This is a genomic window from Nonomuraea longispora, from assembly GCF_004348345.1.
GTDB lineage: Bacteria > Actinomycetota > Actinomycetes > Streptosporangiales > Streptosporangiaceae > Nonomuraea > Nonomuraea longispora.
Window position 1 is genome coordinate 1 of sequence record NZ_SMJZ01000014.1, and the last position, 26,003, is coordinate 26,003.

General features: G+C 70.7%; 26 protein-coding genes. 17 read left to right on the forward strand and 9 right to left on the reverse strand.

Going from position 1 to position 26,003, the window contains the following annotated elements; all coding sequences use genetic code 11:
* From E1267_RS44100 to E1267_RS06090, 3 genes are all read left to right on the forward strand, one after another.
* A partial coding sequence (locus E1267_RS44100) for a hypothetical protein (RefSeq protein WP_165959479.1) occupies nt 1-486 on the forward strand: 486 nt, incomplete at its 5' end.
* 134 nt (nt 487-620) lie between these two features.
* Nucleotides 621-2,372, forward strand: coding sequence for a DEAD/DEAH box helicase (locus E1267_RS06085; RefSeq protein WP_171055285.1), 1,752 nt, complete (start codon nt 621-623; stop codon nt 2,370-2,372).
* A gap of 315 nt (nt 2,373-2,687) precedes the next feature.
* Nucleotides 2,688-3,059, forward strand: coding sequence for an STAS domain-containing protein (locus E1267_RS06090; protein ID WP_132330646.1), 372 nt, complete (start codon nt 2,688-2,690; stop codon nt 3,057-3,059).
* Between the two features lie 443 nt (nt 3,060-3,502).
* Here E1267_RS06090 and E1267_RS06095 read toward each other — a convergent pair whose 3' ends face one another.
* Both E1267_RS06095 and E1267_RS06100 read right to left on the reverse strand, forming a co-directional pair.
* Nucleotides 3,503-4,072: an isochorismatase family protein gene (locus E1267_RS06095; RefSeq protein ID WP_132330648.1), complete on the reverse strand. Its 570-nt coding sequence runs from the start codon at nt 4,070-4,072 to the stop codon at nt 3,503-3,505.
* A 14-nt stretch (nt 4,073-4,086) separates the two neighbouring features.
* Nucleotides 4,087-5,370: a nicotinate phosphoribosyltransferase gene (locus E1267_RS06100; RefSeq protein WP_181957748.1), complete on the reverse strand. Its 1,284-nt coding sequence runs from the start codon at nt 5,368-5,370 to the stop codon at nt 4,087-4,089.
* Nucleotides 5,371-5,416: 46 nt separating this feature from the next.
* On the opposite strand from E1267_RS06100, the gene clpS reads away from it, so the two are divergent.
* From clpS to E1267_RS06125, 5 genes are all read left to right on the forward strand, one after another.
* Entirely contained in the window at nt 5,417-5,710 is a 294-nt protein-coding gene (gene clpS, locus E1267_RS06105) for an ATP-dependent Clp protease adapter ClpS (protein ID WP_132330654.1), read from the forward strand.
* A gap of 10 nt (nt 5,711-5,720) precedes the next feature.
* Entirely contained in the window at nt 5,721-6,245 is a 525-nt protein-coding gene (locus E1267_RS06110; RefSeq protein ID WP_132330656.1) for a DUF2017 domain-containing protein, read from the forward strand.
* A 10-nt stretch (nt 6,246-6,255) separates the two neighbouring features.
* Nucleotides 6,256-6,657: a M67 family metallopeptidase gene (locus tag E1267_RS06115; protein ID WP_132330658.1), complete on the forward strand. Its 402-nt coding sequence runs from the start codon at nt 6,256-6,258 to the stop codon at nt 6,655-6,657.
* Nucleotides 6,658-6,870: 213 nt separating this feature from the next.
* Nucleotides 6,871-7,143, forward strand: coding sequence for a MoaD/ThiS family protein (locus tag E1267_RS06120; protein ID WP_132330660.1), 273 nt, complete (start codon nt 6,871-6,873; stop codon nt 7,141-7,143).
* Nucleotide 7,144: 1 nt separating this feature from the next.
* Complete coding sequence (locus E1267_RS06125) at nt 7,145-8,092, forward strand: PLP-dependent cysteine synthase family protein (RefSeq protein ID WP_132330662.1); 948 nt, start codon at nt 7,145-7,147, stop codon at nt 8,090-8,092.
* Nucleotides 8,093-8,178: 86 nt separating this feature from the next.
* Here E1267_RS06125 and E1267_RS06130 read toward each other — a convergent pair whose 3' ends face one another.
* Nucleotides 8,179-9,576: a DUF3352 domain-containing protein gene (locus E1267_RS06130; RefSeq protein WP_246063522.1), complete on the reverse strand. Its 1,398-nt coding sequence runs from the start codon at nt 9,574-9,576 to the stop codon at nt 8,179-8,181.
* Between the two features lie 15 nt (nt 9,577-9,591).
* On the opposite strand from E1267_RS06130, the gene E1267_RS46190 reads away from it, so the two are divergent.
* From E1267_RS46190 to E1267_RS06145, 4 genes are all read left to right on the forward strand, one after another.
* Entirely contained in the window at nt 9,592-9,876 is a 285-nt protein-coding gene (locus tag E1267_RS46190) for a hypothetical protein (protein WP_246063524.1), read from the forward strand.
* Nucleotides 9,877-10,158: 282 nt separating this feature from the next.
* Nucleotides 10,159-10,950 (forward strand): thioesterase family protein, encoded by a 792-nt coding sequence (locus E1267_RS06135; RefSeq protein ID WP_132330664.1) that lies wholly within the window; start codon nt 10,159-10,161, stop codon nt 10,948-10,950.
* 123 nt (nt 10,951-11,073) lie between these two features.
* On the forward strand, nt 11,074-11,997 hold the full coding sequence (gene murI / locus E1267_RS06140; RefSeq protein ID WP_132330666.1) for a glutamate racemase: 924 nt from the start codon (nt 11,074-11,076) through the stop codon (nt 11,995-11,997).
* A 148-nt stretch (nt 11,998-12,145) separates the two neighbouring features.
* A complete protein-coding gene (locus tag E1267_RS06145; protein WP_132330668.1) occupies nt 12,146-12,898 on the forward strand; it encodes an MBL fold metallo-hydrolase in 753 nt (250 codons plus the stop codon).
* Here E1267_RS06145 and E1267_RS06150 read toward each other — a convergent pair.
* Nucleotides 12,883-14,136 (reverse strand): MFS transporter, encoded by a 1,254-nt coding sequence (locus tag E1267_RS06150; RefSeq protein WP_132330670.1) that lies wholly within the window; start codon nt 14,134-14,136, stop codon nt 12,883-12,885. The genes E1267_RS06145 and E1267_RS06150 overlap by 16 nt on opposite strands.
* A gap of 53 nt (nt 14,137-14,189) precedes the next feature.
* Here E1267_RS06150 and rph point away from each other — a divergent pair, with 53 nt between their 5' ends.
* The 5 genes from rph (at nt 14,190) to E1267_RS06175 (ending at nt 18,579) form a co-directional block, all read left to right on the forward strand.
* The gene (rph, locus tag E1267_RS06155; RefSeq protein ID WP_132330672.1) at nt 14,190-14,909 is read left to right on the forward strand and encodes a ribonuclease PH; all 720 of its coding nucleotides are present in this window, start codon (nt 14,190-14,192) and stop codon (nt 14,907-14,909) included.
* On the forward strand, nt 14,906-15,496 hold the full coding sequence (rdgB, locus tag E1267_RS06160; RefSeq protein WP_132330674.1) for an RdgB/HAM1 family non-canonical purine NTP pyrophosphatase: 591 nt from the start codon (nt 14,906-14,908) through the stop codon (nt 15,494-15,496). Before rph ends, rdgB begins: the two co-directional genes overlap by 4 nt.
* Before the next feature lie 46 nt (nt 15,497-15,542).
* Nucleotides 15,543-17,258 carry a molybdopterin-dependent oxidoreductase gene (locus tag E1267_RS06165; protein ID WP_246063525.1) on the forward strand — a complete coding sequence of 572 codons (1,716 nt, stop codon included), beginning with the start codon at nt 15,543-15,545 and terminating at the stop codon, nt 17,256-17,258.
* A gap of 83 nt (nt 17,259-17,341) precedes the next feature.
* On the forward strand, nt 17,342-18,313 hold the full coding sequence (locus tag E1267_RS06170) for a toxin glutamine deamidase domain-containing protein (RefSeq protein ID WP_246063527.1): 972 nt from the start codon (nt 17,342-17,344) through the stop codon (nt 18,311-18,313).
* Nucleotides 18,310-18,579: a hypothetical protein gene (locus E1267_RS06175; protein WP_132330676.1), complete on the forward strand. Its 270-nt coding sequence runs from the start codon at nt 18,310-18,312 to the stop codon at nt 18,577-18,579. The genes E1267_RS06170 and E1267_RS06175 overlap by 4 nt, the downstream gene beginning before the upstream one ends.
* Nucleotides 18,580-18,593: 14 nt before the next feature.
* On the opposite strand, the gene E1267_RS06180 is transcribed toward E1267_RS06175, so the two are convergent.
* The 5 genes from E1267_RS06180 to E1267_RS06200 all read right to left on the reverse strand — a co-directional run bounded on the left by E1267_RS06180 (nt 18,594) and on the right by E1267_RS06200 (nt 25,993).
* Nucleotides 18,594-20,834 carry an alpha/beta fold hydrolase gene (locus E1267_RS06180; RefSeq protein WP_132330678.1) on the reverse strand — a complete coding sequence of 747 codons (2,241 nt, stop codon included), beginning with the start codon at nt 20,832-20,834 and terminating at the stop codon, nt 18,594-18,596.
* Nucleotides 20,831-21,793: an ATP-binding cassette domain-containing protein gene (locus tag E1267_RS06185; RefSeq protein WP_132330680.1), complete on the reverse strand. Its 963-nt coding sequence runs from the start codon at nt 21,791-21,793 to the stop codon at nt 20,831-20,833. The genes E1267_RS06180 and E1267_RS06185 overlap by 4 nt, the downstream gene beginning before the upstream one ends.
* Before the next feature lie 196 nt (nt 21,794-21,989).
* Entirely contained in the window at nt 21,990-24,479 is a 2,490-nt protein-coding gene (locus tag E1267_RS06190; protein ID WP_132330682.1) for an ABC transporter permease, read from the reverse strand.
* 1 nt (nt 24,480) lies between these two features.
* On the reverse strand, nt 24,481-25,230 hold the full coding sequence (locus E1267_RS06195; RefSeq protein ID WP_132330684.1) for an ABC transporter ATP-binding protein: 750 nt from the start codon (nt 25,228-25,230) through the stop codon (nt 24,481-24,483).
* A gap of 112 nt (nt 25,231-25,342) precedes the next feature.
* Nucleotides 25,343-25,993 carry a response regulator gene (locus E1267_RS06200; RefSeq protein ID WP_212746131.1) on the reverse strand — a complete coding sequence of 217 codons (651 nt, stop codon included), beginning with the start codon at nt 25,991-25,993 and terminating at the stop codon, nt 25,343-25,345.
* Nucleotides 25,994-26,003 lie beyond the last annotated feature (10 nt).

Sequence of the window (26,003 nt, forward strand, 5' to 3'; positions counted from 1 at the left end):
GGGCTGATCGTGGTGGCCGCCGTGGTGCTGCGGTCCACCGCGCCGCCGGCGGACAACGGCCGGTCGAGCGAGCCGCCGGCGGGAGTGTCGGTGGCCCTGCCGCAGGGGTGGCGTGAGGGGCCGGTGCCGCCGGTGACCGGGTTCACCTCGGTCATCAGGGACGACGCGGGAGCGCTCGTCATGGCCAGGCCGATGCCGCCGGCGAAGGACGCGGGCAAGGCCGCCAAGGAGGCGGCGGAGCTCTACTCCAGGCTCCTGCTCAAAGGGGACCGCGTGACCGTCGTCGAGGACAAGAAGCTCCCGGACGGCCACACGCGGGCACTGCGCGCGGAATATCGGGACGTGGTCAACCGGCCGGCGTTCCTGCGCGTGATGCTGCTCACCCGTGGCGCCAGGACCGTGCTGCTCGTCGGGCTGCTCCAGCCCGCCGACACCGATCGCAGGCAGGAGCTCGACATGGTCATGACGAGCATCCGGCCGGGATGAGAAGCCCCCGCCCCCCTAACACGTGAGGACCACCTTGGCCAGAATCCTCGGCTCACGGCACGTCTTGTCGGTGGGCCCGATTACTCTAGGGTCACTGTGAGAAAGCGAAGCACACCAACCCCAGAGGTGATGCGGTGAGCACCTTCGCCGCGTCCCACCTTTCGCCTTCCTATCCCGACCGAGCAGCCTGGGGCACCGCCCAGAAGCTGCGCGCGTGGCAGCAGGAGGCGTTCGACCTCTACTTCAGGCGCGAGCCGCGCGACTTCCTCACCGTGGCGACCCCGGGCGCGGGCAAGACCACCTACGCCCTGCGCATCGCCAGCGAGCTGCTCGCCAAGGGAGTGATCAGGGCGGTCACCATCGTGACGCCCACCGAGCACCTCAAGCGCCAGTGGGCCGACGCGGCCGGGCGGGTGGGCATCAACATCGACCCCGAGTTCAAGAACAGCCAGGGCGCCACGTCCCGCGACTACACCGGGGTCGCGGTGACCTACGCGCAGGTCGCCATGCACCCGGCGCTGCACCGGGCGCGCACCGAGGCGCGCAAGACCCTGGTCGTCTTCGACGAGATCCACCACGCCGGCGACGCCAAGTCGTGGGGCGACGGCGTGCGCGAGGCGTTCGAGCCCGCCACGCGGCGGCTCCAGCTCACCGGCACCCCGTTCAGGTCCGACGACAACCCCATCCCGTTCGTCGGTTACGAGGAGGACGCCGAGGGCTTCAAACGCAGCGTCGCCGACTACTCCTACGGCTACGGCCCCGCCCTCGACGACGGGGTCGTGCGCCCGGTCATCTTCCTGGCCTACTCCGGCGAGATGAAGTGGCGCACGCGGGCCGGCGACGAGATCGCCGCGACCCTGGGCACCCCGCTCACCAAGGACCAGCTCTCCCAGGCCTGGCGGGCCGCGCTCGACCCGAAGGGCGACTGGATCCGGCAGGTCATGCAGGCCGCCGACCGCCGGCTCACCGAGGTGCGCAGGGGCGTCCCCGACGCCGGAGGCCTGGTGATCGCCACCGATCACGAGACCGCCCGCGCCTACGCCCGCCACCTGCGCAACATCAGCGGCGAGGGCGCAACCGTGGTGCTCTCCGACGACCCCGGCGCCTCGAAGAAGATCAAGCAGTTCGCGGCGTCCGAGGACCGCTGGCTGGTGGCCGTGCGCATGGTGTCCGAGGGCGTCGACATCCCCCGGCTGTGCGTGGGCGTCTACGCCACCTCGACCTCGACCCCGCTCTTCTTCGCCCAGGCCGTGGGCCGGTTCGTCCGCGCCCGCAAGCGCGGCGAGACCGCGTCCGTCTTCCTGCCCTCGGTCCCCACGCTCATGGGCCTGGCCAACGAGATGGAGGCCGAGCGCGACCACGTCCTCAACAAGCGGCCCCCGGAGGACGGCCTCGACGACACCCTCCTCGAACAGGCCAACCGCGAGAAGGACAACCCCGACGTCCTGGGCGACGAGCTGCCGTTCGAGACGATGGAGACGTCGGCCACGTTCGACCGCGTGCTGTTCGACGGGGGTGAGTTCGGCACGGGGGCCGAGCTCGGCTCGGCCGAGGAAGAGGACTTCATCGGCCTGCCCGGCCTGCTGGAGCCCGACCAGGTGGCCACGCTCCTGCGCAAACGCCAGTCCGACCAGCAGGCCGCGAAGCGCAAGCAGCCGGACGCCGAGCCGCGGCAGACCCTGGCGCCGCACGAGCAGATCGCCGAGCTGCGGCGCGAGCTCAACGGCCTGGTCGGCGCCTGGAACCACCGCACGGGCCAGCCGCACGGGGTCATCCACTCCGAGCTACGCCGCGCCTGCGGCGGGCCGCCGATCGCGCAGGCGACCGCCGAGCAGATCCAGGAACGCATCGCCACCATCCGCCGCTGGGCCACCCAGCGACGCTAGCGCCCTGGGCCGGTGAGGGTTCGCGGGTGGGGGCGAGGTGCCTGACCATGATGAGGCATCGTTCGGGCCGGCGTTCGTGCCTGCCGTCGGGGCGGTAGGCGACCTCGGTGGTGGCGGCCTCTCGGCGGAGGCGCCAGATCGAGATCCCGCCCTTGCACCGCCTCGAGAAGTACGCCGGGTTCTTCGCCACCAGGCGCGGTCGCGCTGAGTGACTATGTGTGTTTGGACACAGAGCAGTGACCTTCTGTTAGAAGCTCGACCCAAGCGGCAACAACCACGATTGGCTGTCTCGAGATATGCAGAAGGACTCCACCCATGTCGTCTGAGGCCACCGGTAGGTCGACGCTGATCGTCACTTCCGGCCTCTCTCAGAACGCCGTCATCATCCGGCTCGAAGGCGAACTCGACGTCAACGGGCTGCCGGTGCTGAGGGAGCACCTGCAGCGCGTGTGGGACGTGCCGCCGACGCCGTTCCTCGTCATCGACCTGAGCGCCGTCTGGTTCTGCGACTCCATGGGCGTGAACGAACTCGTCGAGATTCTGCAGCGCTGTGAGACCAGGGACACCAGGCTGCTGCTCGGAGGCGTGCAGGGGGTGATGGAGCGCGTGTTGTCGATCACCGGGCTCCGGCACGCCTTCGAGGTCTTCGACCAGGCCGACGACGCCCTGCGGCTGGCCCAGGGCTGAAGGTCCTGTCGCCCGGGTGAAGATCTCCCACTCCTCGCATGAGGTTGCCGCGTGCCGATGTTGACCTCCTCATGACCGCAGGGTTGCCACGAGATGTCCGAAGGGGACTACATCCGCGAAGCGGTCACACGCGCTCTCGCCGAAGAGGTCGTCGGCGAACGTCCCCTTGTCCGGCCCAGGGCCGCTCCTGCTGTCCCCCTACGTGCTCGCCGAGGTGGACTACATGTTCCCGGAACTCGCCGGGGAGCGCGGGGAGCTTCCGTTCCTGCACGACGTCGGCGACGGGAGCTACGAGATGGTCTCCATGACGGCCGCCGACGTCCGACGGGCGGCGCACATCGCCGAACGCTATCAGGGTGCTGACGCGCGATCAGAGGCTCTTCCGGGCGGCGAAGCCGCTCTGGGGCGACGCCTTCACGGCGCTTCCCTCCGATGCCAACCGATCAGCCCAGCACGGGCGTGCCGCGCAGGGCGGCGCCGGCGGCCTTGAGCTCCGCCAGCGCCGCCTCCGTGGTCGCCGGTGCCACGCCCGCCGTAAGGTCGAGCAGCACCCGCACCTCGAACCCGTGCTTGAGCGCGTCGAGGGCGGTGGCGCGCACGCAGTGGTCGGTGGCGATGCCGGCCACGTCGACCTGGCTCACCCCGCGTTCCTTCAGCCACTCGTGCAGCGGCTCCCCCTCGCGCGAGGTGCCCTCGAACCCGCTGTACGCCGCGTCGTAGGCGCCCTTGCTGAACACCTCCTGCACCGCCGACAGGTCGAAGGCGGGGTGGAAGTCGGCGCCGGGCGTGCCGGCGACGCAGTGGGCGGGCCAGGTGGAGGCGTAGTCGGGGGTCTCGGAGAAGTGCTCGCCCGGCGAGATGTGGTGGTCGCGGGTGGCCACCACGTGGTCGTAGTCGTGGTCGGCCACGTGACGGGTGATCGCCTCCGCCACCTGCGAGCCGCCGGCGACGGCGAGGCTGCCGCCCTCGCAGAAGTCGTTCTGCACGTCGACGATGATCAGCGCGCTGCCCATGGTGCCACGATACGTCAGGCGAACTCGGTGGGGATCGCCGCATAGCCCCGGCCGAGGTGGAGGGCGTCCTGGGGGAGACTGGTGACGGCCTTGGCGTGACGTTCGCGGGCGGCGGACAGGGGCTCCCTGCCGACGACCTCGCCGTCTCGTACGAGCTCGTGCAGCAGGGGGATGCCGCCCTCCGGGGCGAGCCCGCCCGTCGTGATCAGCTCGGTGTCGCAGTGGCCGCTCTCGTCGTACAGCCGGTACGCCTCCTTGCGCCCCCCGCGCGACGGTTTGCCGACCGAGCGTTTGGCCACGGCCTCCAGCTTGCCCGTGGCCGTCTCCCGCGCCACCAGCTTGTACACCAGCGCCGCCGTGGGCACGCCCGACCCGGTCACCAGGGAGGTGCCCACGCCGTAGCCGTCCACGGGGGCGGCCGCCAGCGCGGCGATGGCGTACTCGTCGAGGTCGGAGGTGACGAGGATGCGGGTGTTGAACGCCCCGAGCGCGTCCAACTGCTCACGCACCTCCTGCGCGGCCGCCGCGAGGTCGCCTGAGTCGATGCGGACGGCCCCCAGCTTGGGTCCGGCCAGCTCGACGGCCGTGCGGACCGCCTCGGCCACGTCGTACGTGTCCACCAGCAGCGTCGTCTCCGCCCCCAGGGAAGCGATCTGGGCCTCGAACGCGTCACGTTCCGAGTCGTGCAGCAGGGTGAACGCGTGGGCGGCCGTGCCGGCCGTGGGGACCCCGTACACGCGTCCGGCCATCAGGTTGGAGGTCGAGGCGAACCCCGCGATGTACGCGGCCCGTGCGGAGGCCACCGCGGCTCTCTCGTGCGTACGGCGCGAGCCCATCTCGATGAGGGGGCGCTTGCCGGCGGCGTTGGCCATGCGGGAGGCGGCGGAGGCGATGGCGCAGTCGTGGTTGAGGATCGACAGCGTGATCGTCTCCAGGAGCACGGCCTCGGCGAAGGTGCCCTCCACGATCATGATGGGGGAGGCGGGGAAGTAGAGCTCGCCCTCGCGATAGCCGTAGATGTCACCCGAGAATCGGTAATCGGCCAGAAACGCCAGAGTGGACTCGTCGGCGGCCCGGTGCTCGCGCAGGTAGGTGAGTTCTTCGTCACCGAATCGGAAGCGTTCAAGCTCGTCCAGGACACGTCCCGTCCCGGCGACAACCCCGTAACGCCGCCCGCCCGGCAGGTGCCTGGCGAACACCTCGAAGACGGCGCGCCTGTGCGCCGCGCCGCTCCGCAGGGCCGCCTGCAGCATCGTCAGCTCATAGTGATCTGTGAGCAACGCAGTGCTTATGGTCATTGTCACGAGTCGAAGACTACGGCCCAGATAGGGCAGACTCGGGGATGTGGGTAGCACCGCTCCAATCGCCGTTGAGCGTCCGTCATCGGACGTCCGACCCGATCTGCCTTGGGTGACCATCGTCTGGAACGACCCGGTCAACCTCATGTCCTACGTGACCTATGTCTTCCAAACGGTCTTCGGCTATACCAGGGAGAAGGCCGAGAAACTCATGCTGGACGTCCACCACAAGGGCAAGGCTGTCGTGTCCAGTGGCACGCGTGAAGAGATGGAACGCGATGTGCAGATTCTCCACTCCTACGGCCTGTGGGCGACGGTCCAGCCGGATTCGGTCAAGTGAGGCGGCACGGGTGAGTTCGGGGTTCAAGCCGGGCAGGAACGGCGGCGTCATCGCGGTCTTCGAGGCCGCGGAGGTCTCGCTGCTGCGCTCGCTCGTGTCGATGATGCTCGGCATCGTCTCTCCGGGCCAGACGAGCGACGACCCGCTGGAGCGGGCGCTCGGGATCGGTGACACGGCGGTGCCGTCCGATCCGGTGCTGGCCAGGTTGTTCCCCTCGGCGTACAAGGACGAGAAGGACTCCGCCGAGTTCCGCCGCTACACCGAGGCGACGCTGCGCGACGGCAAGCGGGCCGACGCGCAGACCGTCTTCGACACCGCCGCTCCCGGCCATGCGGAGCTCACGCCCGAGCAGGCCCAGGCCTGGCTGCGCTCGCTCAACGACGTGCGCCTGACGCTCGGAGTCAAGCTCGAGGTGACGGAGGAGATCCACGACGAGATCGCGATGATGTCGGAGGACGACCCCCGCTACCCGGCCTACGTCACCTACGACTGGCTGACCTACCTGCAGGACAGTCTGGTGCGGGCACTCTGGTAGCTTCCGGGTCATGCTGTCGATCTCGCAGGAACTCGCCGACAGGATCGTCGCACACGCCCGGGCCGATCACCCCGACGAGGCGTGTGGCATCATCGCGGGCCGGGGCGGCGTGCCCGAGCGGTTCATCCCGATGGAGAACGCCGAGCGCTCGCCGACCTTCTACCGCTTCGACTCGATGGAGCAGTTCAGGGTCTGGAAGGAGATGGACGAGCGCGACGAGGAGCCCGTCGTCATCTATCACTCCCACACTGCCACCGAGGCCTACCCGTCGCGCACTGACGTGTCCTACGCCTCCGAGCCGGACGCCCACTACGTCCTGGTCTCCACCAAGGACGACACCGAGGTGGAGTTCCGCTCCTACCGCATCCTCGAAGGCGTCATCACGGAGGAAGAGGTAAGGTTCATCCCATGATGGTCCGGCAGGTGCAGAGCTTCCTTTTCGCGCACACCCCGGCTGTCGTCGTCTACGACTGTCCGTGAGAGAGCCGCTGCGCGGGCTGCCGTCACGCCCCTGAGGGCGCGGCGCCCGGCGAGCAGATCCCTGGTGAAACTTCCCCGGAATCCGCATCCTGCCGTCGGCGTTGCTGCCGATGGGACGACGACTGACCTGAGGAGACTGACCGCGATGGCCATCGAGGTTCGCATTCCGACCATTCTGCGCAACTACACTGACGGCGCGAAGGCCGTCGACGCCGAGGGCGCCACCCTCGACGAGCTGATCAGCAATCTCGAGTCGCGCCACCCCGGCATCAAGGACCGCCTGGTCGACCAGGGTAATCTGCGCCGATTCGTCAACGTCTACCTCAACGACGAGGACGTGCGTTTCCTGGGCGGGCTTGGCACGCCGCTGTCCGACGGCGACACGGTGACCGTGCTTCCCGCCGTCGCCGGTGGCTGACATGCGTTTCGACTCGTTGATCGACTCGGTCGGGCGCACGCCTCTGGTGGGGCTGCCGAGGTTGTCCCCTTCCGCGGAGGTGCGGATCTGGGCCAAGCTCGAAGACCGCAACCCGACCGGGTCGGTCAAGGACCGTCCGGCGCTGTGGATGATCCAGGAGGCCGAGAAGGACGGGCGGCTCACTCCCGGTTGCACCATCCTCGAGCCCACCAGCGGCAACACCGGCATCTCGCTGGCCATGTCGGCCAAGCTCAAGGGCTACAACCTGATCTGCGTGATGCCGGAGAACACGTCGGAGGAGCGCCGCCAGCTGCTGCGCATGTGGGGCGCCGAGATCATCTCCTCGCCGGCCGCGGGCGGCTCCAACGAGGCCGTGCGTGTGGCCAAGGAGCTGGCCGAGAAGAACCCGTCGTGGGTGATGCTCTACCAGTACGGCAATCCCGCCAACTGGCGCTCCCACTACGACTCAACGGGCCCGGAGATCCTGGAGGACCTGCCCACCGTCACGCACTTCGTGGCCGGGCTCGGCACGACGGGCACGCTGATGGGGGTCGGGCGGTTCCTGCGCGAGCGGGTGCCGGACGTGCAGATCGTCGCCGCCGAGCCGCGCTACGGCGAGCTGGTCTACGGGCTGCGCAACGTGGACGAGGGCTTCATCCCCGAGCTCTACGACGAGTCCGTGCTGACCACGCGCTTCTCGGTCGGCTCGGCCGACGCGCTGCGGCGCACCCGCGAGCTGCTGGCCGCCGAGGGCATCTTCGCCGGGGTGTCGACCGGAGCGGCGCTGCACGCGGCCCTGGGCGTGGCCAGGAAGTCGGTCAAGGCGGGCGAGCGCGCCGACATCGCCTTCGTGGTGGCCGACGGCGGCTGGAAATACCTGTCCACGGGCGCGTACGAAGGCACGCTCGAGGAGGCGGAGGACCGCCTCGAAGGCCAGCTCTGGGCCTGACGGCTCCCGGACCAAGGACGGCACGAGGGCGGCCGGTTCGCTGAACCGGCCGCCCTCGTCGCGTGTACGGCTGTCTCGGGCCCCGTCTAGTTGACCAGCACCCTCAGCGAGAACGTCGCCGAGCTGTCGGTCATCGACGTGCTCATGCCGACGGCCTTGAGCACCTGCGCGTTGGCCTTCTCGTCGCCCTGCATGGAGTTCAGGTACAGGCTCTCGATCTTGTCGAGGTCGACGAAGAGCGCCATGTTGGCCTCGTCCGGGTCGGCGATCGCCGTCTTGAACGTCTCCGAGTCGGCCAGCGTTCCCGTTTCGGCAAGCTTCTTGGCGTAGTCGTCCGTCGTCGCCACGGTGAAGACGCCGTCACCGGCGACCTTGGCGATCTGCGGAGCGCCCTGCCCGCCGTTGGCCATCGCCTGCTGGATCTTGTCCAGGACGGCCTGTGCCCTGGCCGGGTCGGTGGCGATGCGCGCGCCGGCCCTGAACTGGTTGTCGCTCAGGCCCTCGCTGTCGACCGCGAACGTGAAGTTCTTGCCGAAGAGCGTCGCGAGGTCGCCCGGCAGCTCCAGCCCGTAGCGGGTCTTGATCTGCGCGAGCATCTGCTGGACGTCGGCGGAGCCGGTGGCCGTGGCCTGCTTCTCGATGTCGGCCCAGTTCTTGGTGAGGACCTGGTCGAGGCCGGAGATCGACAGGGCGCCGGCCGTGCTCGCGGGCAGGACACCCAGGTTGGCCGGAGGCAGGTCGCCCTGGGGGGTCATGCCCTTGGCGCCGTTGACGACGCCGGCCAGCTCGACGTAGGCGCTGTCGAAGCGGAGCGCGCCGGCGAACCTGGCGTCCTTGACCTGCTGGAGGCCCGCGGCCTGCTCGGGTGTCATCGCCTTCTTGGTCGCCTCGGCGATGCTGCCGACGTGGGCCCAGAACGACAACACGCCCTGCTCACCGAGCGCGGCGATGTCGTCGTTGAAGTCGGCGTTGTCACCCAGGCTGCCTTCTGCCTGCGCGTACTTGTCGGCGAGTTCCTGCGAGGCGGCGAGGAGCGCGTAGTCATCGCGGAAGGCGATGCCGTACCTGTCGCCGTCCATGAGCTTGGCGATGCCGGCCTTGGCCAGCTCCTCGTCCGTGACCTGCACGGCCACGGCGAAGTCGGGCTCGTCCTTGCCGGAGGGGACGGCGGCGAAGCCGATCCTGCTGCCCAGCCACGGGTCGACGTCCTGAGCGAAGTCGACCTGCGAGTCGTCGCCCTGGGTGATGGTGTCGAACAGCGCCTTGCGCGGGTCCTCGCCGGAGAAGGTGTCCTTGGTGGCCGTGAACTTCCCGGCCAGCTGGAACAGCGCCACCTTCTGGTTGGCGGCCGGGTCGAGGTCGAGCCGGGCGTAGGCGAGGCTGTCGGCGGGCAGCACCTCGTGCGGCTGCGCGCCGCCGCCGATGGCGCCCACGGCCCACACGGCGCCGCCGCCGAGCAGCACCACGGCCAGCGCGGCCGCCACGGCGATGATCCACGTTTGGGGGCCCTTCCTGGGCGGCTGCGGCGGGCCGGCGCCGTCAGGGCCCTGCTGCTGCCAGCCGCCGCCCTGCGCGTACTGGCCCTGCTGCTGCCAGCCCTGCTCCTGCTGCCAGCCCTGCTGGGGCTGCTGCTGTTGCCAGCCGCCCTGCTGCCACTGCTGCTGTGGCTGCTGCCCGTAGGGAGGCTGCTGGCCGTACGGCTGCTGCGGCGGCGGCTGCTGGCCATAGCCCCCCTGGGCCTGCTGGCCGTAAGGCTGCTGCGGCGGGTACGGGCCACCCGATGACATCGGCATCGTCGGGGGGTTCTCCGGCTGCTGCCCCTGGTTCCAGTTGTATGCCGTGGTCCGGTCAGGGTCCTGACCGGACGGGGGATTATTCACAGACATCACTCAACTCACAATGTGGACTTATGGCCACAGTGAAGGTAGCTGATGTTGGTAGACCACCGCTTGCAATGCGCTGAAGTACGACTTCCCACCAGGAGTCCCACTCGTGGCGGTACGCCTGCCGTCACGCGGCTACAGTAAGGGGGCACTAGAACTAAGTTCCAGACGAGGTGGGTGCGGATGACGAAGTTCGACGAGGCGACACAGGCGATCAGGGTCGACGACAACACTTATGATGTGTGCCTCGACCCGGGATACGGCATCGGCGGACCGCTCAACGGCGGCTACCTGCTGGCCGTGATCATGCGTGCGGCCGCGCAGGCCTCGCCGTTCGACCATCCCGTGACCACGAGCGCGCAGTTCCTGAAGGCGCCGGTCCCCGGCCCCGCCCAGATCGTCATCGAGCCGCTCAAAGTGGGCAGGACGGCCGCGTTCGCCAGGGCCACGCTCGTGCAGGACGGCGTGGCGCAGATCGCGAGCTCGGTCACGACCGCCACCCTGCACGGGGCCGAGCCGGTCTACGCCGCCGAAGCGCCCTTCGCCATGCCCGGCATGGACGACTGCGTCCCGCTGCCCCACCCCAAGCCCGAGTCGGGCATGATGCTGAACGCCCAGATGGAGGTGCTGTTCGACCCGCCCACGATCGGCTGGCTGAAGGGCGAGCCCAGCGGCAGGCCGGAGTCGCGCGCCTACTTCCGGATGGCGGAGCCGCAGGACCCCGACCCGTACGTGCTGGCCCTGGCCGTGGACGCGCTGCCGCCCGTGGTGTTCTCCGCGGGCGCGCGCGGCTGGGCGCCGACCGTGGACCTCACCCTGCACCTGCGAGCCCTGCCCGCACCCGGCTGGCTCACCGTGCTCTGCGGCGGCCGGCTCGTCTCGGACGGCTGGTTCGACGAGGAGGCGGAGGTACGCGACTCGACCGGCAGGCTCGTGGCCCAGTCGCGCCAGCTGGCCCGCGTCGGCAGGGGATGAAAGTGTGGTGGCGGCCAAGGCGCCACCACATCACCACCATGTTTCACTAATGAGCGAGCGCGGCGCGCGACTGTGAGCATTCTTACGCAGAGTTGATCGGGCAGGTCGCCTACCCTCGAAGGCGTGCCGGACGCGAGTATTGGGATCTTCGACAGCGGGGTCGGCGGCCTGACGGTCGCCCGCGCGATCATCGACCAGCTGCCCTGCGAGTCGATCACGTACGTGGCCGACACGGCCCGCCAGCCGTACGGGCCGAAGAGCATCGCGCAGGTCCGCGCCTACGCCCTGGAGGTGATGGACCATCTCGTCGAGCACGACGTCAAGATGCTCGTGATCGCGTGCAACAGCGCGAGCGCCGCCGTGCTGCGCGACGCCCGCGAGCGCTATGACGTGCCGGTCGTCGAAGTGATCCAGCCCGCCACCAGGCGGGCGGTGCGCGCCACCCGCACCGGCAGGGTGGGCGTGATCGCCACCAGGGCCACCATCGACTCGATGGCCTACCACGACGCCTTCACCGCGGCGCCCGACGTGCGGCTCACCGGCGTGGCCGCCCCACGCCTGGTGGAGTACGTCGAACGAGGGGAGACGATGAGCGACGAGCTCATCGAGGTCGTCCGCGACTACCTGGAGCCCATCAGGGCCGCCGGGTGCGACACGCTCATCCTCGGCTGCACCCACTACCCGCTGCTCACCGGCGCCATCTCCTACGTCGCCGGCGACGGCGTGACGCTGGTCTCCAGCGCTGAGGAGACGGCCAAGGACGTCTACCGCATCCTGCACGACCGCGGTCTGGCGGCAGGAGGCGAGGCCGCCCCCCGGCACCGCTTCCGCGCCACCGGCGACTCCCTGCTGTTCGCCCGGCTCGGGCGGCGCTTCCTGGGGCCGGAGATCGACGCGGTCGAGGTCGCACCGCTGGGGGGCACCACCTGGAACGGGCACTCGGCCGCACCCGTTTCCGGGGCTTGGAACGGCGGCGCGACAAGGGAGCACACCGGGATCGAGGGGCCCAGCGACGCGGAGCGTCGTACCGGGAAGGAGCCCACTTGACTCGGGTCCCTGTCCGGTGGCACCGACACCGGTCCTGCTCGACGTCGTTCCGCCCGGACGGCGAACCGACGTGCACGGCGCCGCTCCGCGGCGTGTTCGCTCTCCTCCCCAGGGTCGAAGCCCGGGGTCCCCAGCGAAGGAGAAACCGTTGAAGGTGACCATCGTCGGATGCTCGGGGAGCTACCCCGGCCCCGACAGCCCCGCGTCCTGCTACCTCATCGAGGCGGACGGGTTCAGGATGGTGCTCGACCTCGGCAGCGGCTCGCTCGGCGCGCTCCAGCGCCACATCGGCCTTTACGACGTGGACGCCATCTGCCTGACGCACCTGCACGCCGACCACTGCCTCGACATCTGCGGCTATCACGTCGCCCGCACGTACGGGCCGGCGGCTCCGTACCCGCTGGTGCCCGTCTACGCGCCCGCGGATGCGCCGCGACGGCTGGCGGCGGCGTACGGCATGCCGGACGAGCCCGGCCTGGAGACGGCGTTCGACTTCGTGCCGCTGGAGCCCGGCTCGTACGAGATCGGGCCGTTCACGGTCACCGCCGGCCTGGTCAACCACCCGGTGGAGGCGTACGGCTTCCGGGTGGGCGGCGGCGGTAGGTCCGTGGCCTACAGCGGCGACACCGGCGAGTCCAACGAGCTGGTGAAGCTGGCCGCGGGCGCCGACCTGCTGCTGTGCGAGGCGTCTTTCGTCGACCGCCCTGACCTGCCGTCCGGCCTGCACCTGACCGGCCGCCAGGCCGCCGAGCACGCCGCCATGGCCGACGTGGGCCGGCTCGTGCTCACCCACCTCGTCCCCTGGAACGACGAGGCGACGGTGCTCGGGGAGGCCTCGGAAGGCGGCTACGGCGGCCCGATCGAACTGGCCCGCAGTGGCGCCGTCTACGACCTGGCCTGAACCTCGCCGAAGTCGCGCATGCGGGGCAGCGGCGAGAACAACAGCGGCAGGAACGCCAGCAGCCTGCCCCCCATGAACACCCACAAGGCCTGCCGTACGCCGATCTGCTGGGCCACCAGACCGCCGAGCAGCGCGCCCAGGGGCATCATGCCCCAGGTCATGAACCGCACCGACGCGTTGACCCGGCCGAGCACGTGCTCGGGGGTCACGGTCTGCCGGTAGGTGACCTGCCCCACGTTCAGCAGGACGGAGCTCCACGACAGGCCGATCGAGGTGATCGCGAAGAACACCGCCCGCCAGTCGGGCTCCGTCATCGGCAGCAGCAGGCCGAAGGGCGAGCCGACGGTGACGGCCAGCCAGGTCATCCGCGCGGTGCCGTACTTCCTGGACAGCCAGCCGCCGGTCAGGCCGCCCATCAGGCCGCCGATGCCGCCCGACATGAGCAGCACGCCGATGAGGCCGGGCGTGAGCATGACCTCGTCGGCCAGGAACAACACCGACTGTCCGAGTACGGCGCTCACGAAGAGGTTCATCGCCGCCGACGTGATCACGAACGTGCGCATCAGGCTGTCCTGCCAGACGTGTGCGAGCCCTTCGCGGATGCCGCGTATCAGCGGCGTGGGCTCGGCGGCGGCCGGCGGTTTGTCCGGCGCCTTGATCCTGCTCAGGACGAGCACCGAGGCGAGCGCGCCGAGCGCCGTTGCGACCAGCGTGCGCGAGGCCCCCAGCAGTTGCACGAGCGCGCCGCCGATGGCGGGCCCCGACAACGACCCGCTGGAGCGTACGACCTCCAGCTTGGAGTTGGCGTCGGCGAGCTGCCCCGTGGTGATCAGATCGGGCAGGTAGGTGCGGTCGGCCACGTCGTTGAAGACCTGCGCCGCGCCCACCAGCAGCGCCACGAGGAACATCATCTCGATGGTCAGCACGCCCAGCTCGGCCGCGACGGGAATGCTGCCCAGCAGCAGGAACCTGGCCAGGTCGGAGACCATGAGCACGCGGCGCCTGCGCATCCGGTCGACCCACACCCCCGCGGGCAGGCCGATCAGCAGCAGCGCCGTCGTCTGCAGCGCCGACAGCAGGCCGACCTCTGTGGGGCCGGCGTGTAATACCAGCACGGCCACCAGCGGCAGCGCCACTCGCGAGATATTCGCGCCGAGTTCGTTGGCGACGTGAGAACTGAGGAACCGTAGGAAGTCAGGGTTTCGCAACACCCCCGTTGTCATTGCGTAAGGATCCATGTGTCGGACACATTTGGTCAAGGGTGTCGTGGCGCGGAGATAGGGTGATCTGCATGTCGCGACAGGATGGCCGCAGCCCTGACCAGCTTCGTCCCATAACCATCACGAGGCAATGGCTCACCCATGCCGAAGGATCCGTGCTCGTCGAATTCGGCGGCACCAGGGTGTTGTGCGCGGCCTCGGTCCAGGACAGCGTGCCCCGGTGGCGCCGCGGCAGCGGCCAGGGTTGGGTTACCGCCGAATATGCCATGTTGCCCCGCGCGACCAATACTCGTAACGATCGTGAATCGGTTCGGGGAAAAATCGGTGGCAGGACCCATGAGATATCGCGGTTGATCGGCCGTTCCCTGCGCGCCTGCGTCGATTACAAAGCGTTGGGGGAAAACTCCATTGTGCTCGACTGTGACGTCCTGCAGGCCGACGGCGGCACCCGCACCGCCGCCATCACCGGCGCCTACGTCGCGCTGGCGGACGCGGTCGCGTGGATGCGCGGGCGCAAGATGTGCCCGGGCGACCCGCTGATCGGCTCCGTCGCGGCCGTGTCCGTCGGCGTGGTCGGCTCGGTGCCGATGCTCGACCTCTGCTACACCGAGGACGTCGCCGCCGAGACCGACATGAACGTCGTGATGACCGGCGAGGGCAGCTTCGTCGAGGTGCAGGGCACCGCCGAGGGTGCGCCGTTCGACCGTTCGGCGCTTGACCGGCTGCTCGACCTCGCCGTGCAGGGGTGCGAGGAGCTCACGCTCGTTCAACAGGAGGCTCTGGGGTCATGAAGATCGTGCTGGCCACCCGCAACGCGGGAAAGATCGCGGAGCTGCGCCGCATCCTGGCCGGGTTCGAGATCGTCGGGCTGGAGGAGTTCCCCGAGATCGGCGAGGTCGCCGAGACCGGCGTCACGTTCGAGGAGAACGCCCTGCTCAAGGCGCACGCCGTCGCCCAGGGCTCCGGGCTGCCCGCGGTCGCCGACGACTCGGGGCTCTGCGTCGACGTGCTCAACGGCATGCCCGGCGTCTTCTCCGCCCGCTGGTCGGGCAGGCACGGCGACGACCAGGCCAACCTCGACCTGCTGCTGGCCCAGCTGTCCGACGTGCCCGCCGACCGGCTGAGCGCCCACTTCGCCTGCACCGCCGCGCTGGCCGTGCCGTCGGGGGAGTCGCGGGCGGTCGAGGGCGTCCTGCCGGGCAGGCTCGTCAAGACCCCGCGCGGCACCAACGGGTTCGGTTACGACCCGATCCTGGTGCCCGACGGCTACGACCGCACGACGGCTGAGATGTCGCCCGACGAGAAAGACGCGATCAGCCACCGTGGGCGGGCCTTCCGCGCGCTGACGCCGATCGTGCGCGAGCTGCTCGGCTCGTAACCACCGCGTAAGAACCGCTGGGCACGGGCCGGCGTACCGTCGAGACGTGCAGAGTAAATCGGTGGTGCCCGCCTGGGCCAGGGCTTTGCCGGGACTGGTCGCCGGGTGCGCGGCTCTCGGGACGGCGCAGCTCGTGTCCGCGTTCGTCGGGCCTGAGACGTTTCCCGTGCTCGCCGTGGGCGATGCGACGGTCGACCTGACGCCCGCGCCGGTCAAGGACTTCGCGATCAGGACGTTCGGTGAGAGCGACAAGGCCGTCCTCGTCGGTGGCGTGCTGGTGGTCGTGCTGTTCGGGATCGCGCCGCTCATCGGGATGCTGGCCCTGCGCCGGCTCGCCCACGGCTTCGCGGGGCTGGCCGCCTTCGGCGTGGTGGGCCTGCTGGCGGTGCTGACCCGGCCGGAGGCGGGGCTGCTGGACGCGCTCCCGACCCTGGCCGGCGTGGGCGTGGGCGCCTGGGTGCTGGCCTGGCTCGTGCGGCGGGCGACCGGCGACGGCGACCCCGCCCACGGGATCGAGGCCCGGCCGCCCCTGCACGCCGCCGAGGCCGGCGCGCCGACGAGCTCCTCCACGAGCGGTGCGCGCAGCGGTGAGGAGGGCGCCTCGGTGAGCAGCGCCGGGAGCGGGGCCGCAAGTGGTGGCGGCGGGGGTGTCGTGGAGCGGCCCGCCGTGATGTGGGTGGCGGGGGAGCCGCGGGTGTTCGACCGGAGGCGGTTGCTGACCGGCGCGGCCGGCGGCGTGGCCGCAGCCGGGGCCGTCTACCTGCTCGGGCAGACAATCGGCGGCAGGCAGAGCGTCGGCGTCGCGCGGGCCGGGGTGGCGCTGCCCAAACCCGCGACCCCCGCAAAGCCGATTCCGGCCGGCGCGGACCTGCGCATCGGCGGGCTGTCGCCGTTCGTCACGCCCAACAAGGACTTCTACCGGGTCGACACCGCGCTCATCGTCCCCCAGGTCAACCCGGACGACTGGACGTTGCGCATCCACGGCATGGTCGACCGGCCCGTCGAGATCACGTACGCCGACCTGCTGAGGATGCCGCTCACCGAGGCGGACGTCACGCTCACCTGTGTCTCCAACGAGGTCGGCGGTCCGCTGGCCGGCAACGCCCGGTGGCTGGGCGTGCGCATGGCCGAGGTGCTGCGCCGGGCCGGGCTGCAGTCCGGCGCCGACATGCTGCTGTCCACCTCCGCCGACGGCTTCACCTGCGGCACCCCGGTGGACGTGGTGATGGACGGGCGCGACGCGCTGTTCGCGGTCGCGATGAACGGCGAGGTGCTCCCCGTCGACCACGGCTTCCCCGTGCGCCAGGTGGTGCCGGGCCTGTACGGGTACGTCTCGGCCACCAAATGGGTCGTGGACATCAAGGTGACCCGGTTCGACAGGGACCAGGCGTACTGGACGCCCCGGGGCTGGTCGGCCAAGGGCCCGATCAAGACGCAGTCGCGCATCGACGTCCCGAAGGCGGCGGACACGCTGAAGCCTGGGCGCAACACGGTCGCCGGGGTGGCGTGGGCGCAGCACAAGGGGGTGGACGCCGTGGAGGTGCGCTTCGACGGCGGCGAGTGGACGCAGGCGAAGCTGGCCGAGGTGCCCGGGCCCGACACCTGGCGGCAGTGGTCCATCGACTGGGACGCCAGGCCGGGCGAGCACCGCATCGAGGTGCGCGCGACGGACGCGTCCGGCTACACCCAGACCGACCGGCTCGCGCCGTCAGCGCCTGACGGTGCGACGGGCCGGCACACGATCACGGTGAACGTCGTCTGATCCCTGTCATGGTTTGCTCTGTTTGCCCAGGTAGGGAGGGGAACTCTGGCGGTCAATCTGCCTGACTTCACCTCCCTGGCACGGTGACGCCTCTACGATCGGTCGTCGAGCATGACAGGAGGCAGGCCGTGTTCCGCGAGCGCAAGCCGAGTGTCCGGTGGGTCCTTCAAGATGAGCGTTACGACCCTGTCGTGGCCGAAGGGGTGCGATGGCTCGACTACGAGCGGGCCGCCGAGGTGCCCCCTGACAGCGGCTCCACCTCGGCGAACCAGGCCGCCGCCTCGGTGCGCGAGCACCCCGCCGCCGACCCCGCCGGGCGCACCGGACGTGCTGAGCCCTGGGAGTGGCCGGCCTGCGAGGAAGACACCGAGCTCGGGAAGTCCGGGGAGCCTGAGCAATGGGCGGGGGACGCGGAGGTCGCCGAGCCGGTGGAACATGACTGGTTCGACGGGCCGCGGCGGCCGCCCAGGCTCGCCGACTCCCGTCCGTACGGCGTGCCCGGCGGGCTGGCCCGGCCGGACCCGCAGGTCGAGCGGGACCTGGCGGAGTCGATGACGCCAGGCACCCGCTTTCCCGACCCGCGTGGCACCTGGGTGCGGCTGATCAACGGCGGCGGGCCCGCCGACGACCCGTTCAGGGCCTCCAACGCCGCCGACTGCGCGCTGGCCGTGCTGTCCACCTGGCACGGCGAGCCCGCGACGGCCGCGCCGCGGCTGCCCGAGTACGACAGGATGGGCCGGCCGGTGCTGACCGGCGAGCGGGGCAGCCTGGCCAGGATCGAGCGGTGGGCGGGCCACCGCCTGCAGTACGCGGGGCAGGGGCGGCACGCCTACCCCCTGATCGCGCGGCGGCTGATCGACGCCGGGCACGGGGCGAGCGCCGTCATCGTGGTGCGCTGGCCCGGCGGCGGCTCCCACGCCTGGAACGCGGTCAACGCGGACGGCGAGGTGATCTGGATCGACGCGCAACGGGGGCACATGTCCGTCGAGCCGCCGTACACGACGGTGACCGGGGTGTTCTGCCTGATGCTCGACCGGCGGGGACGGCCGCGATGAACCTGGATCAGGCCAGGGCCGTGGCCGAGGAGTACTTCAACGGGGTGCGCCTGCCCGACGAGGCACTGCCGGTGGGGGTGTACGGGTTCGACGCGGGTTATGTCGCCTGGGTGCGGGAGCTGGACCCCGACGATCCCGCCAGGCTGCCGGACGTCGTGGGCGGCGGGTGCATCGTGATCGACCGGGCCACGGGCGAGGTGGTGGCCCGGCCGCTTCTCGACCCCGAGACGGTGGCCGAGTTGTGGCCCGGCCGCACACCTCGCTGAGACCCGGTCGGCCGTCAGGTGCCGCTCTTGGGGCACACGGTGCCGGATGCGGGGAGGCGCAGACTGATCAGATAGCGGTTGACGTGGCCGATGACGCAGGAGTTCCCGGCGTTGTAGAGGCCGTGGCCGTATCCCTGGTACTGGACCGCGGCAGAGCCGGGTACCCGCCGTACGATGTCCGCGCTCCTGTCGAAGTCCGTCCAGGAGCCGACGCCCAGGTAGGGCGGCAGACCTCTGGCCGGCAGTGGTCCGGGCGGATTGGTGACGGAGGTCGGCCAGCCGACACAGCCGAGCGGGTGCCAGAGCTCGGTCCCGGCGATGTTCGGCAGCAGGCGCTCACCTTCGCGGCGCCTCCTCCGGTATTCCTCGTAGTCGCGGAATACGAGGCCGTCGAGGCAGTGGGTCATGTTCATCCCCGTGGACGAGGGAACCTTCGGGCTTTTCGTGGCCTGCCGGACGTAGTCGGCGAACCCTGAGGCGTCGCCGTCGGCGGCCCGCTTGATCGCCTCCGCAAGCTCCGTCCATCGGGGGAGGCCGGGCTCCTCACCCGGCGAGATGATGCTGGGGGCGGCGGCCTCCTTGATGTCCAACCCACTGTAGGCGGCCGCCGGCGATTCGCCTCTGACCGGCACCGGGACACGGTCGGCCCGCGCCACCAGCGCCCTCCAGACCTCGCCGACGTCCTGGCCGTGCAGCGCGCAGGTGGTGGTCGCCGCGCACCAGGCGGCGAAGCGGGTGAAGGACTTCTCGTGGGCGAGCCTGTTGTGCGCACCGTGCAGGTACGGGTTGACCGAGCCGTCGAACACCATCGCGCGCACCCGGCCGGGGAACAGCCGGGAGTATTCGATCCCGGGTCTGCCGCCGTAGGAGTTGGCGATGAAGCTCAGCTTCTCCTCCCCCAGAGCGACGCGGATCGCCTCCATGTCCCGCGCCACGGAGGCGGAATCCATGTGGTCGAAGAACTCGGGGTCGGCGCTGCGGCATCGCTGAGCCGCCGCCCGGTTGCGTCTGCCCAGCTCGGCGTACTCGGCGGGGGTTTCGGGCAAGCTGATCCACGGGCCGGAGAACAGACAGTCGAACGACAGCACGCCCTTGTCGACGGTGTTGCGGGGCTCGACGCTGACCACGTCGAAACGATCGCGCAGTTCGGTGAAGCTGCCCGCGTTCTTGCTCAGGTCCTCCACGCCCGAGCCGCCCGGCCCGCCGGGGATCGCGAACACCGTGCCCATCCTGCGTTGGGCGCCGGTGGCCGGGAGCAGGCCGACGGCCAGATCGATACTCCGTCCGGACCGCTCGGCCCAGTTCACGGGCACCTTGATCGTGGCGCAGCGCATCTCCTTGACGAGGGTCTTGTCCGCGCAGTCCGCCCAGGCCGGCGTCGGTGAGGGGCCCGGCGAACCTGCCGCGGCGGCAGGCACAGCCGAGACCAGGAGGGCCGCGGCAGCGCCGATCGCCAGCACCTTGATCCGGCGCCCGGCCGGCGTGATCATCGTGGCGCCCGCGGTCAACGCGGCGAGCACGTACGCGACCAGCAGCCCCGCAGCCGCGGCGGGGGGCAGGATCCCGCCCCCGACCCCCGCGATCTGGAGCGGCAGTTTTTCGATCATGAAGGAGCCGGCCTGCGCGCGCAGCGGCATGGGCAGCGTCTTGGCCACCACCGGCAGCACCACGATGAGCACGGTCAGCACGACCAGCGCGCCCGGGGTGGAGCGGACGGCCGCCCCGACGCCGAGGCCGATCAGCGCGACCGCGGCCATCGACAGCCCGGCGACGATCACCGAGGCGAGCACGCCCGGCTCTGACAGCGGCGTGCCCAGCGTCACCCCTTCGCGGAGCAGTTGCCCGGCCCGGTCGCCGAGCGCCGCCATGGAGGCCGCGTGCATGATGAACGCCAGAACCTGACCGGCCACCAGAGCCACCGCGGCCAGGCCGGGGATCTTGGCCAGCAGGAGCACCCGCCTGCGGGGCACGGCCACCAGGCTCGTCTGGATCATCCCGGTGCTGTGTTCCGAGGTGATCGCCAGCGCGCCCAGCACGGCGAACACGAAGTAGGCGACCGCGATCCCGTTGCCGAGGCCGTCCCCGTTGCCGGGGAAGGCCATCTTCTCGTCCAACGTCTTGCCGTCGAACCCGCGGCCGATCATGAACGCGATCCCGGCGCAGGCGAGGACGGCCGTCACCGAGCAGGCCAGCACGTGGAGATTCGAGCGGAGTGTGCGGAGCTTCATCCACTCGGAAGCGATGACGTCGATCATCGCACGGTCTCCTTCGGAGTGGTCCCGCTCTCGCTTCTGTACTCGGTGCTGTCCTCCGTGAGCCGCATGAAGGCCTCCTCCAGGGACGCGGCGCGCGGAGTCAGCTCCACCAGCGCGATTCCCTGGGACAGCGCCAGTACGCCGATCTCGGACGCGTCCAGTCCACGGACGGACAGGGCAGCGGACAGGGCAGCGGACCGGGCAACGCGGGCGCCGTCGTCCGCGGCCACCACCGTCCCGCCGTGGGCGCGCATGATGGCGGTGAGCCGCTCGGGGTGACGCGTGCGGACCAGCACGTCGCCCTGGAAGTGCGCGGCCAGGGCGTTCATGGCGGCGTCAGCGATCAGCCGGCCGCGTCCGATGACGATGACGTGGTCCGCGGTGAGCGCCATCTCGTTCATCAGGTGGCTGGACAACAGCACGGTACGGCCCTCGTCCGCCAGCGAACGCAGCAGGCCGCGCAGCCAGCGGATGCCCTCAGGGTCCAGTCCGTTCAGCGGCTCGTCGAACATCAGCACGGCCGGGTCTCCGAGCAGCGCAGCCGCCATGCCCAGCCGCTGCTTCATGCCGAGGGAGAATCCGCCGATCCTCTTGCCCGCGACGTCCGTCAGGCCGACCTGATCGAGGACGGCGGTCACGCGGGCCCGGTCGATGCCGTTGCTGCGCGCCAGGCAGCCGAGATGGTCGCGGGCCGACCGGCCGCCGTGCACGGCCCCGGCGTCCAGCAGCGCCCCCATCGTGCGCATGGGCCGGCGCAGCGACGCGTACGGTCGCCCGTCCACCAGCGCCTCACCCGAAGCGGGGACCTCCAGTCCGAGTACGGCCCGCATGGTGGTGGACTTGCCGGCGCCGTTCGGTCCCAAGAACCCGGTCACCAGCCCCGGTTTCACCGTGCAGGTCAGGTCGTCGACGGCGAGCGTGCGGCCGTACCGCATGCTCAGTCCCCTCACTTCGATCACGTCGCGCTCTCCTTGGCTTGCCGGGCAACGATCGGCAAGTTCCGATCGGACCTGCCCAGCTTCGCGGTCCGGAGGGCCGGCCTCCATGGAAGCCGGCCCACCCCGCGTGGTAGGAAATCGCCACCTGAGAGGTGGACCCAGCACTACCGCCTGCGAGAGGACCAGGGTTCCGCCCGGGGCGTCGAAAGCCCCGGGGTCAGCCGGCGGCGAGGGCTCCGGTGATCGACGCCCGTGCGGCGCGGCGGGCCGGCAGCACGGCGGCCAGCACCCCGGCCACGCCGGAGAGCGCCACGAACAACGCGATCTGTCCCACCGGCAGCGAGAGCAGGGCGCCGTCCAGCATGGCCATGATCGCGGCCCAGCCGAAGACGCCGCCGAGCACGGCCCCCACCAGCGCTCCGATCAGACCGAGCACCAGAGCCTCGACCGACAACATCGCGCGCAGTTGCCGCCGCGTCAGGCCCAGTGCCCGCAGCAGCGCCGACTCCCTGGTGCGCTCGTGCACCGACAGCGAGAGCGTGTTGGCGATGCCCAGCAGCGAGATCAGGATGGCCAGCCCCAGCAGCCCTGTGATGATCATGAGGAGCATGTCCAGCGTCTCGTCGAACTGACCGCGGGTCTCCGCCGCGCTCGACACCTTCACGTTCGGATAGGGCGCCGCGGCCGCGTCGACGACCTCGCGCGCCCGTTCTCGCGGCACGCCGTCCGCGATGCGGATCATCAACCGCGCGTCGGGCACCGCGCCGAAGTACGTCTCGAAGGCCGCCTCCGCCACGGTGACCGACGGCAGCGTCCCCTGGTTCCCGTCGACCAGGGCGACCACCTTGAGCGGCACCGTCCCGGCCCTCTCGGTCCGCAGCCGCACCGAGTCGCCGACTTGGACGCCCAGTCTCTCGGCGTCGCTGTCCCGCAGCGCGACCTGGCCGGGACCGAAGCCCGCCATGGAGCCGGCGGTCACGTACGGCTCGACGGGCCCCCGGAACGTGCCGGCGGACACGTGCCGGCCGTCGATCGTGGCGTCCGCCTGCCGGATCTGCACCACCGAGGCCAGCTCCGGCGCGCGCCGGAGGCGCTCGGCGACGGATCTCGGGACGACGGAGTCGCGCTCCTGGTCCATCACGGCGTAGTCGACGGGGAACTGCTCGTCGAGCTTGGCCGTCATCGTCAGCCGGGTGGAGGCGGTGACCACCGAGATCAGCGTCATGAGCGTCACCCCGATCGTCAGCGCGACCGTGGTGGTCGCGGCCCGCTTGGGGTTGCGCCCGGAGTTGCCGACGGCCAGGCGGCCCGGCACCCCGAACACCCTGCCGGGGATCCAGCCGACCAGCACGCTCAGCGGCCTGACGAGCACCGGCCCGAGGATCAGCACGGCCAGGAACGTCAGCGAGCCCCCGGCCATCACGGCGAGCAGCGACTCGTTCCGGCCGGGTTCGAGCACGAACACGCCGACGGCGGTGACGCCGGATCCGGCCACCAGGAAGAGGGCGGCGAACAGCCCGCGCAGCAGGCCCGCGCGGAACGTCTGCTCCTCGGCGTGGGTACGCAGCGCCGCGACCGGCAGGACGCGGGTGGCGGACCTGGCGGGCAGCAGGGCCGCGCACACCGTGACCACCAGGCCCACGGCCATCCCGGTCGCGATCGTGACGGGTGAGAGCGCGGCGCCGGCGTCGGTGGGCAGCGGGGCGTCGACCGCGCCGAGCACCGTCAGCGTGAGCGTGGCCAGGCCGTACCCGAGCAGCAGGCCGAGCGCGGAGGCGAGCACGCCCACGACGGCCGACTCCAGCAGGATCGAGCCGAACACCTGCCCTCGGGTGGCGCCGATGCACCGCAGCAGCGCCATCTCCCTGGTGCGCTGGGCGACGAGGATGTTGAAGGTGTTGTAGATGACCAGGGCGGCCACCATCATGGCCACGACGCCGAACAGCAGCAGGCCGAGCGTGAACATCTGCGTCTCGACCCCGGCCGCTCTCGCCAGGTCGGAGGCCAGCTCGTGGCCGGTCTTGACGGTGTACGCGTCGCCGACGGCCGCCGCGACGGCCTGCTTCAGGCCCGGGGCGGTGCCGGCGACGTCGATCTCGCGGTACCCCTTGAAGTCCGTCATGCGCTTCGCGGTGGCCGTGGTGAAGCCGACCGCGCCGGTGAACGAGAGTTCCTGGTCGACGCCGGTGTCGAGAAGACCGACGAGCTTGAACCGGTGCTCGGCCTTGCCGGCGTCGAGCACGGTGATGGTGTCGCCGAGCCGCATGCCCTGGGCCTTGGCGGTGTTGTCGTCGAGCACGGCTGCCCGGTCGTCGGTGCCCGGTCCGGTGCCGGCGACGATGTCGGCGCGGTCGAGCGGGCCGGTGACGATCGAGACGGCCGTGGTGGGAAGGTTTCCGACGGTCTTGCCGTCCTTGCCGATCAGCGGCGCGGCGCCGCGTACGAGACCCTGCGCCTCCGTCACGCCGTCCAGGCCGCGGATGCGCTCCAGCACCCGCTCGGACAGCACGGCACCGGAGCCCTTGGGCAGGACGGCGACGTCCACCTTGCCCGCGTCGGCGCTGACCCGCTGGTCGAAACCGGCCTGTACGGTGTCGTTCAGCACGAACGTGCCCGCGATGAACCCCACGCCCAGCATGATCGCCAGCGAGGTCAGCAGCAGCCGGAACATGTGGGCGCGCAGCCCGGCCAGAGCCGTCTTCAGCACCTCACGCCTCCAGCTTCACGAGCGTGTCCAGCACGCTCTGCGGCGTCGGCGTGGCGAGCTCGGTGACCAGCTCGCCGTCGCGCAGGAACACCACGCGGTCGGCGTACGACGCCGCGACCGGGTCGTGCGTGACCATGACGATGGTCTGGCCCAGCTCGCGCACCGACACGCGCAGGAACGACAGGACCTCGGCGCCGCTGCGGGAGTCCAGGTTGCCGGTCGGCTCGTCGGCGAAGATCACCTGCGGCTTGCTGATGAGCGCCCTGGCCACGGCCACGCGCTGCTGCTGGCCGCCGGACAGCTCGGTCGGCCGGTGCGAGAGCCGGTCCGTCAGCCCGACGGTCGAGATGACGCGGTCGAACAGCGCCTGGTCGGCCTGGCGGGCGGCGATCTCCAGGGGAAGGCGGATGTTCTGCTCGGCGGTCAGCGTGGGCAGCAGGTTGAACGCCTGGAAGACGAACCCGATCCGCTCGCGGCGCAGCAGGGTGAGCTGCCGGTCGGACAGTCCGGTCAGCTCCACGTCGCCGAGGTGCACGGTGCCCGACGTGGCCGTGTCGAGGCCGGCCAGGCAGTGCATCAGCGTGGACTTGCCGGAGCCGGACGGGCCCATGATGGCGGTGAAGGCGCCGGTGGCGAAGGCCACGTTCACCGCGCGCAGGGCGTGCACCCGGGCGTCGCCCTGGCCGTATACCTTGGTCAGATCCGTGGCCACGACAGCGGGCGCGGTTCGGCGTTCGGTGAGGGTCACCATCACTCCTTCTCCCTGCGGGGGCGGGTTTCGACCCGACCCACGCTAGGTGTGAAGGTTCGGCGATCCATGGGCCCTGAGGAGGGACTTCGGGTGCGCCCGCAGACGACCCCGGTCAGCCTTTCGGCCGATGGGACGGCACGACCAGCCCGGCCTCGTACGCGTACACCACCACCTGCACCCGGTCGCGCAGGCCCAGCTTGGCCAGCACCCGGCCCAGGTGGGTTTTCACCGTCGCCTCCGCGACCGCCAGCCGGGCCGCGATCTCCCCGTTGGACAGGCCGCGCGCCACCATGAGCAGCACCTCGCGCTCGCGCGGCGTCAGGTCGTCCGCCGCCGTCGGCTCCTCGTTCGGGAGCTGCGCGGCGAACGTCTCCAGCATCCGCCGCAACGTGCGCGGCGACATCGCGGCGTCGCCCGCGTGCACGAGCCTGATGGCGTTGACCAGGTCGGCCGGGGGCACGTCCTTCAGCAGGAACCCGGCCGCGCCCGCCTTGACCGCCGCGAACACGTACTCGTCGAGGTCGAACGTGGTGAGGATCAGCACCTTCGCCCCTTCGATGAGGCGGGTGGCCTCGACGCCGTCCATGCGGGGCATGCGCACGTCCATGAGCACGACGTCGACCTCGGTGTCCTTGAGGACCTCCAGGGCGGTGACCCCGTCGCCCGCCTCGGCCACGACCTCGATGTCGGGCTGAGCGTCCAGCACCATCCTGAACCCGGCCCGCAACAACTCCTGGTCGTCGACGAGCATCACGCGTATCACCCGGCCGCCT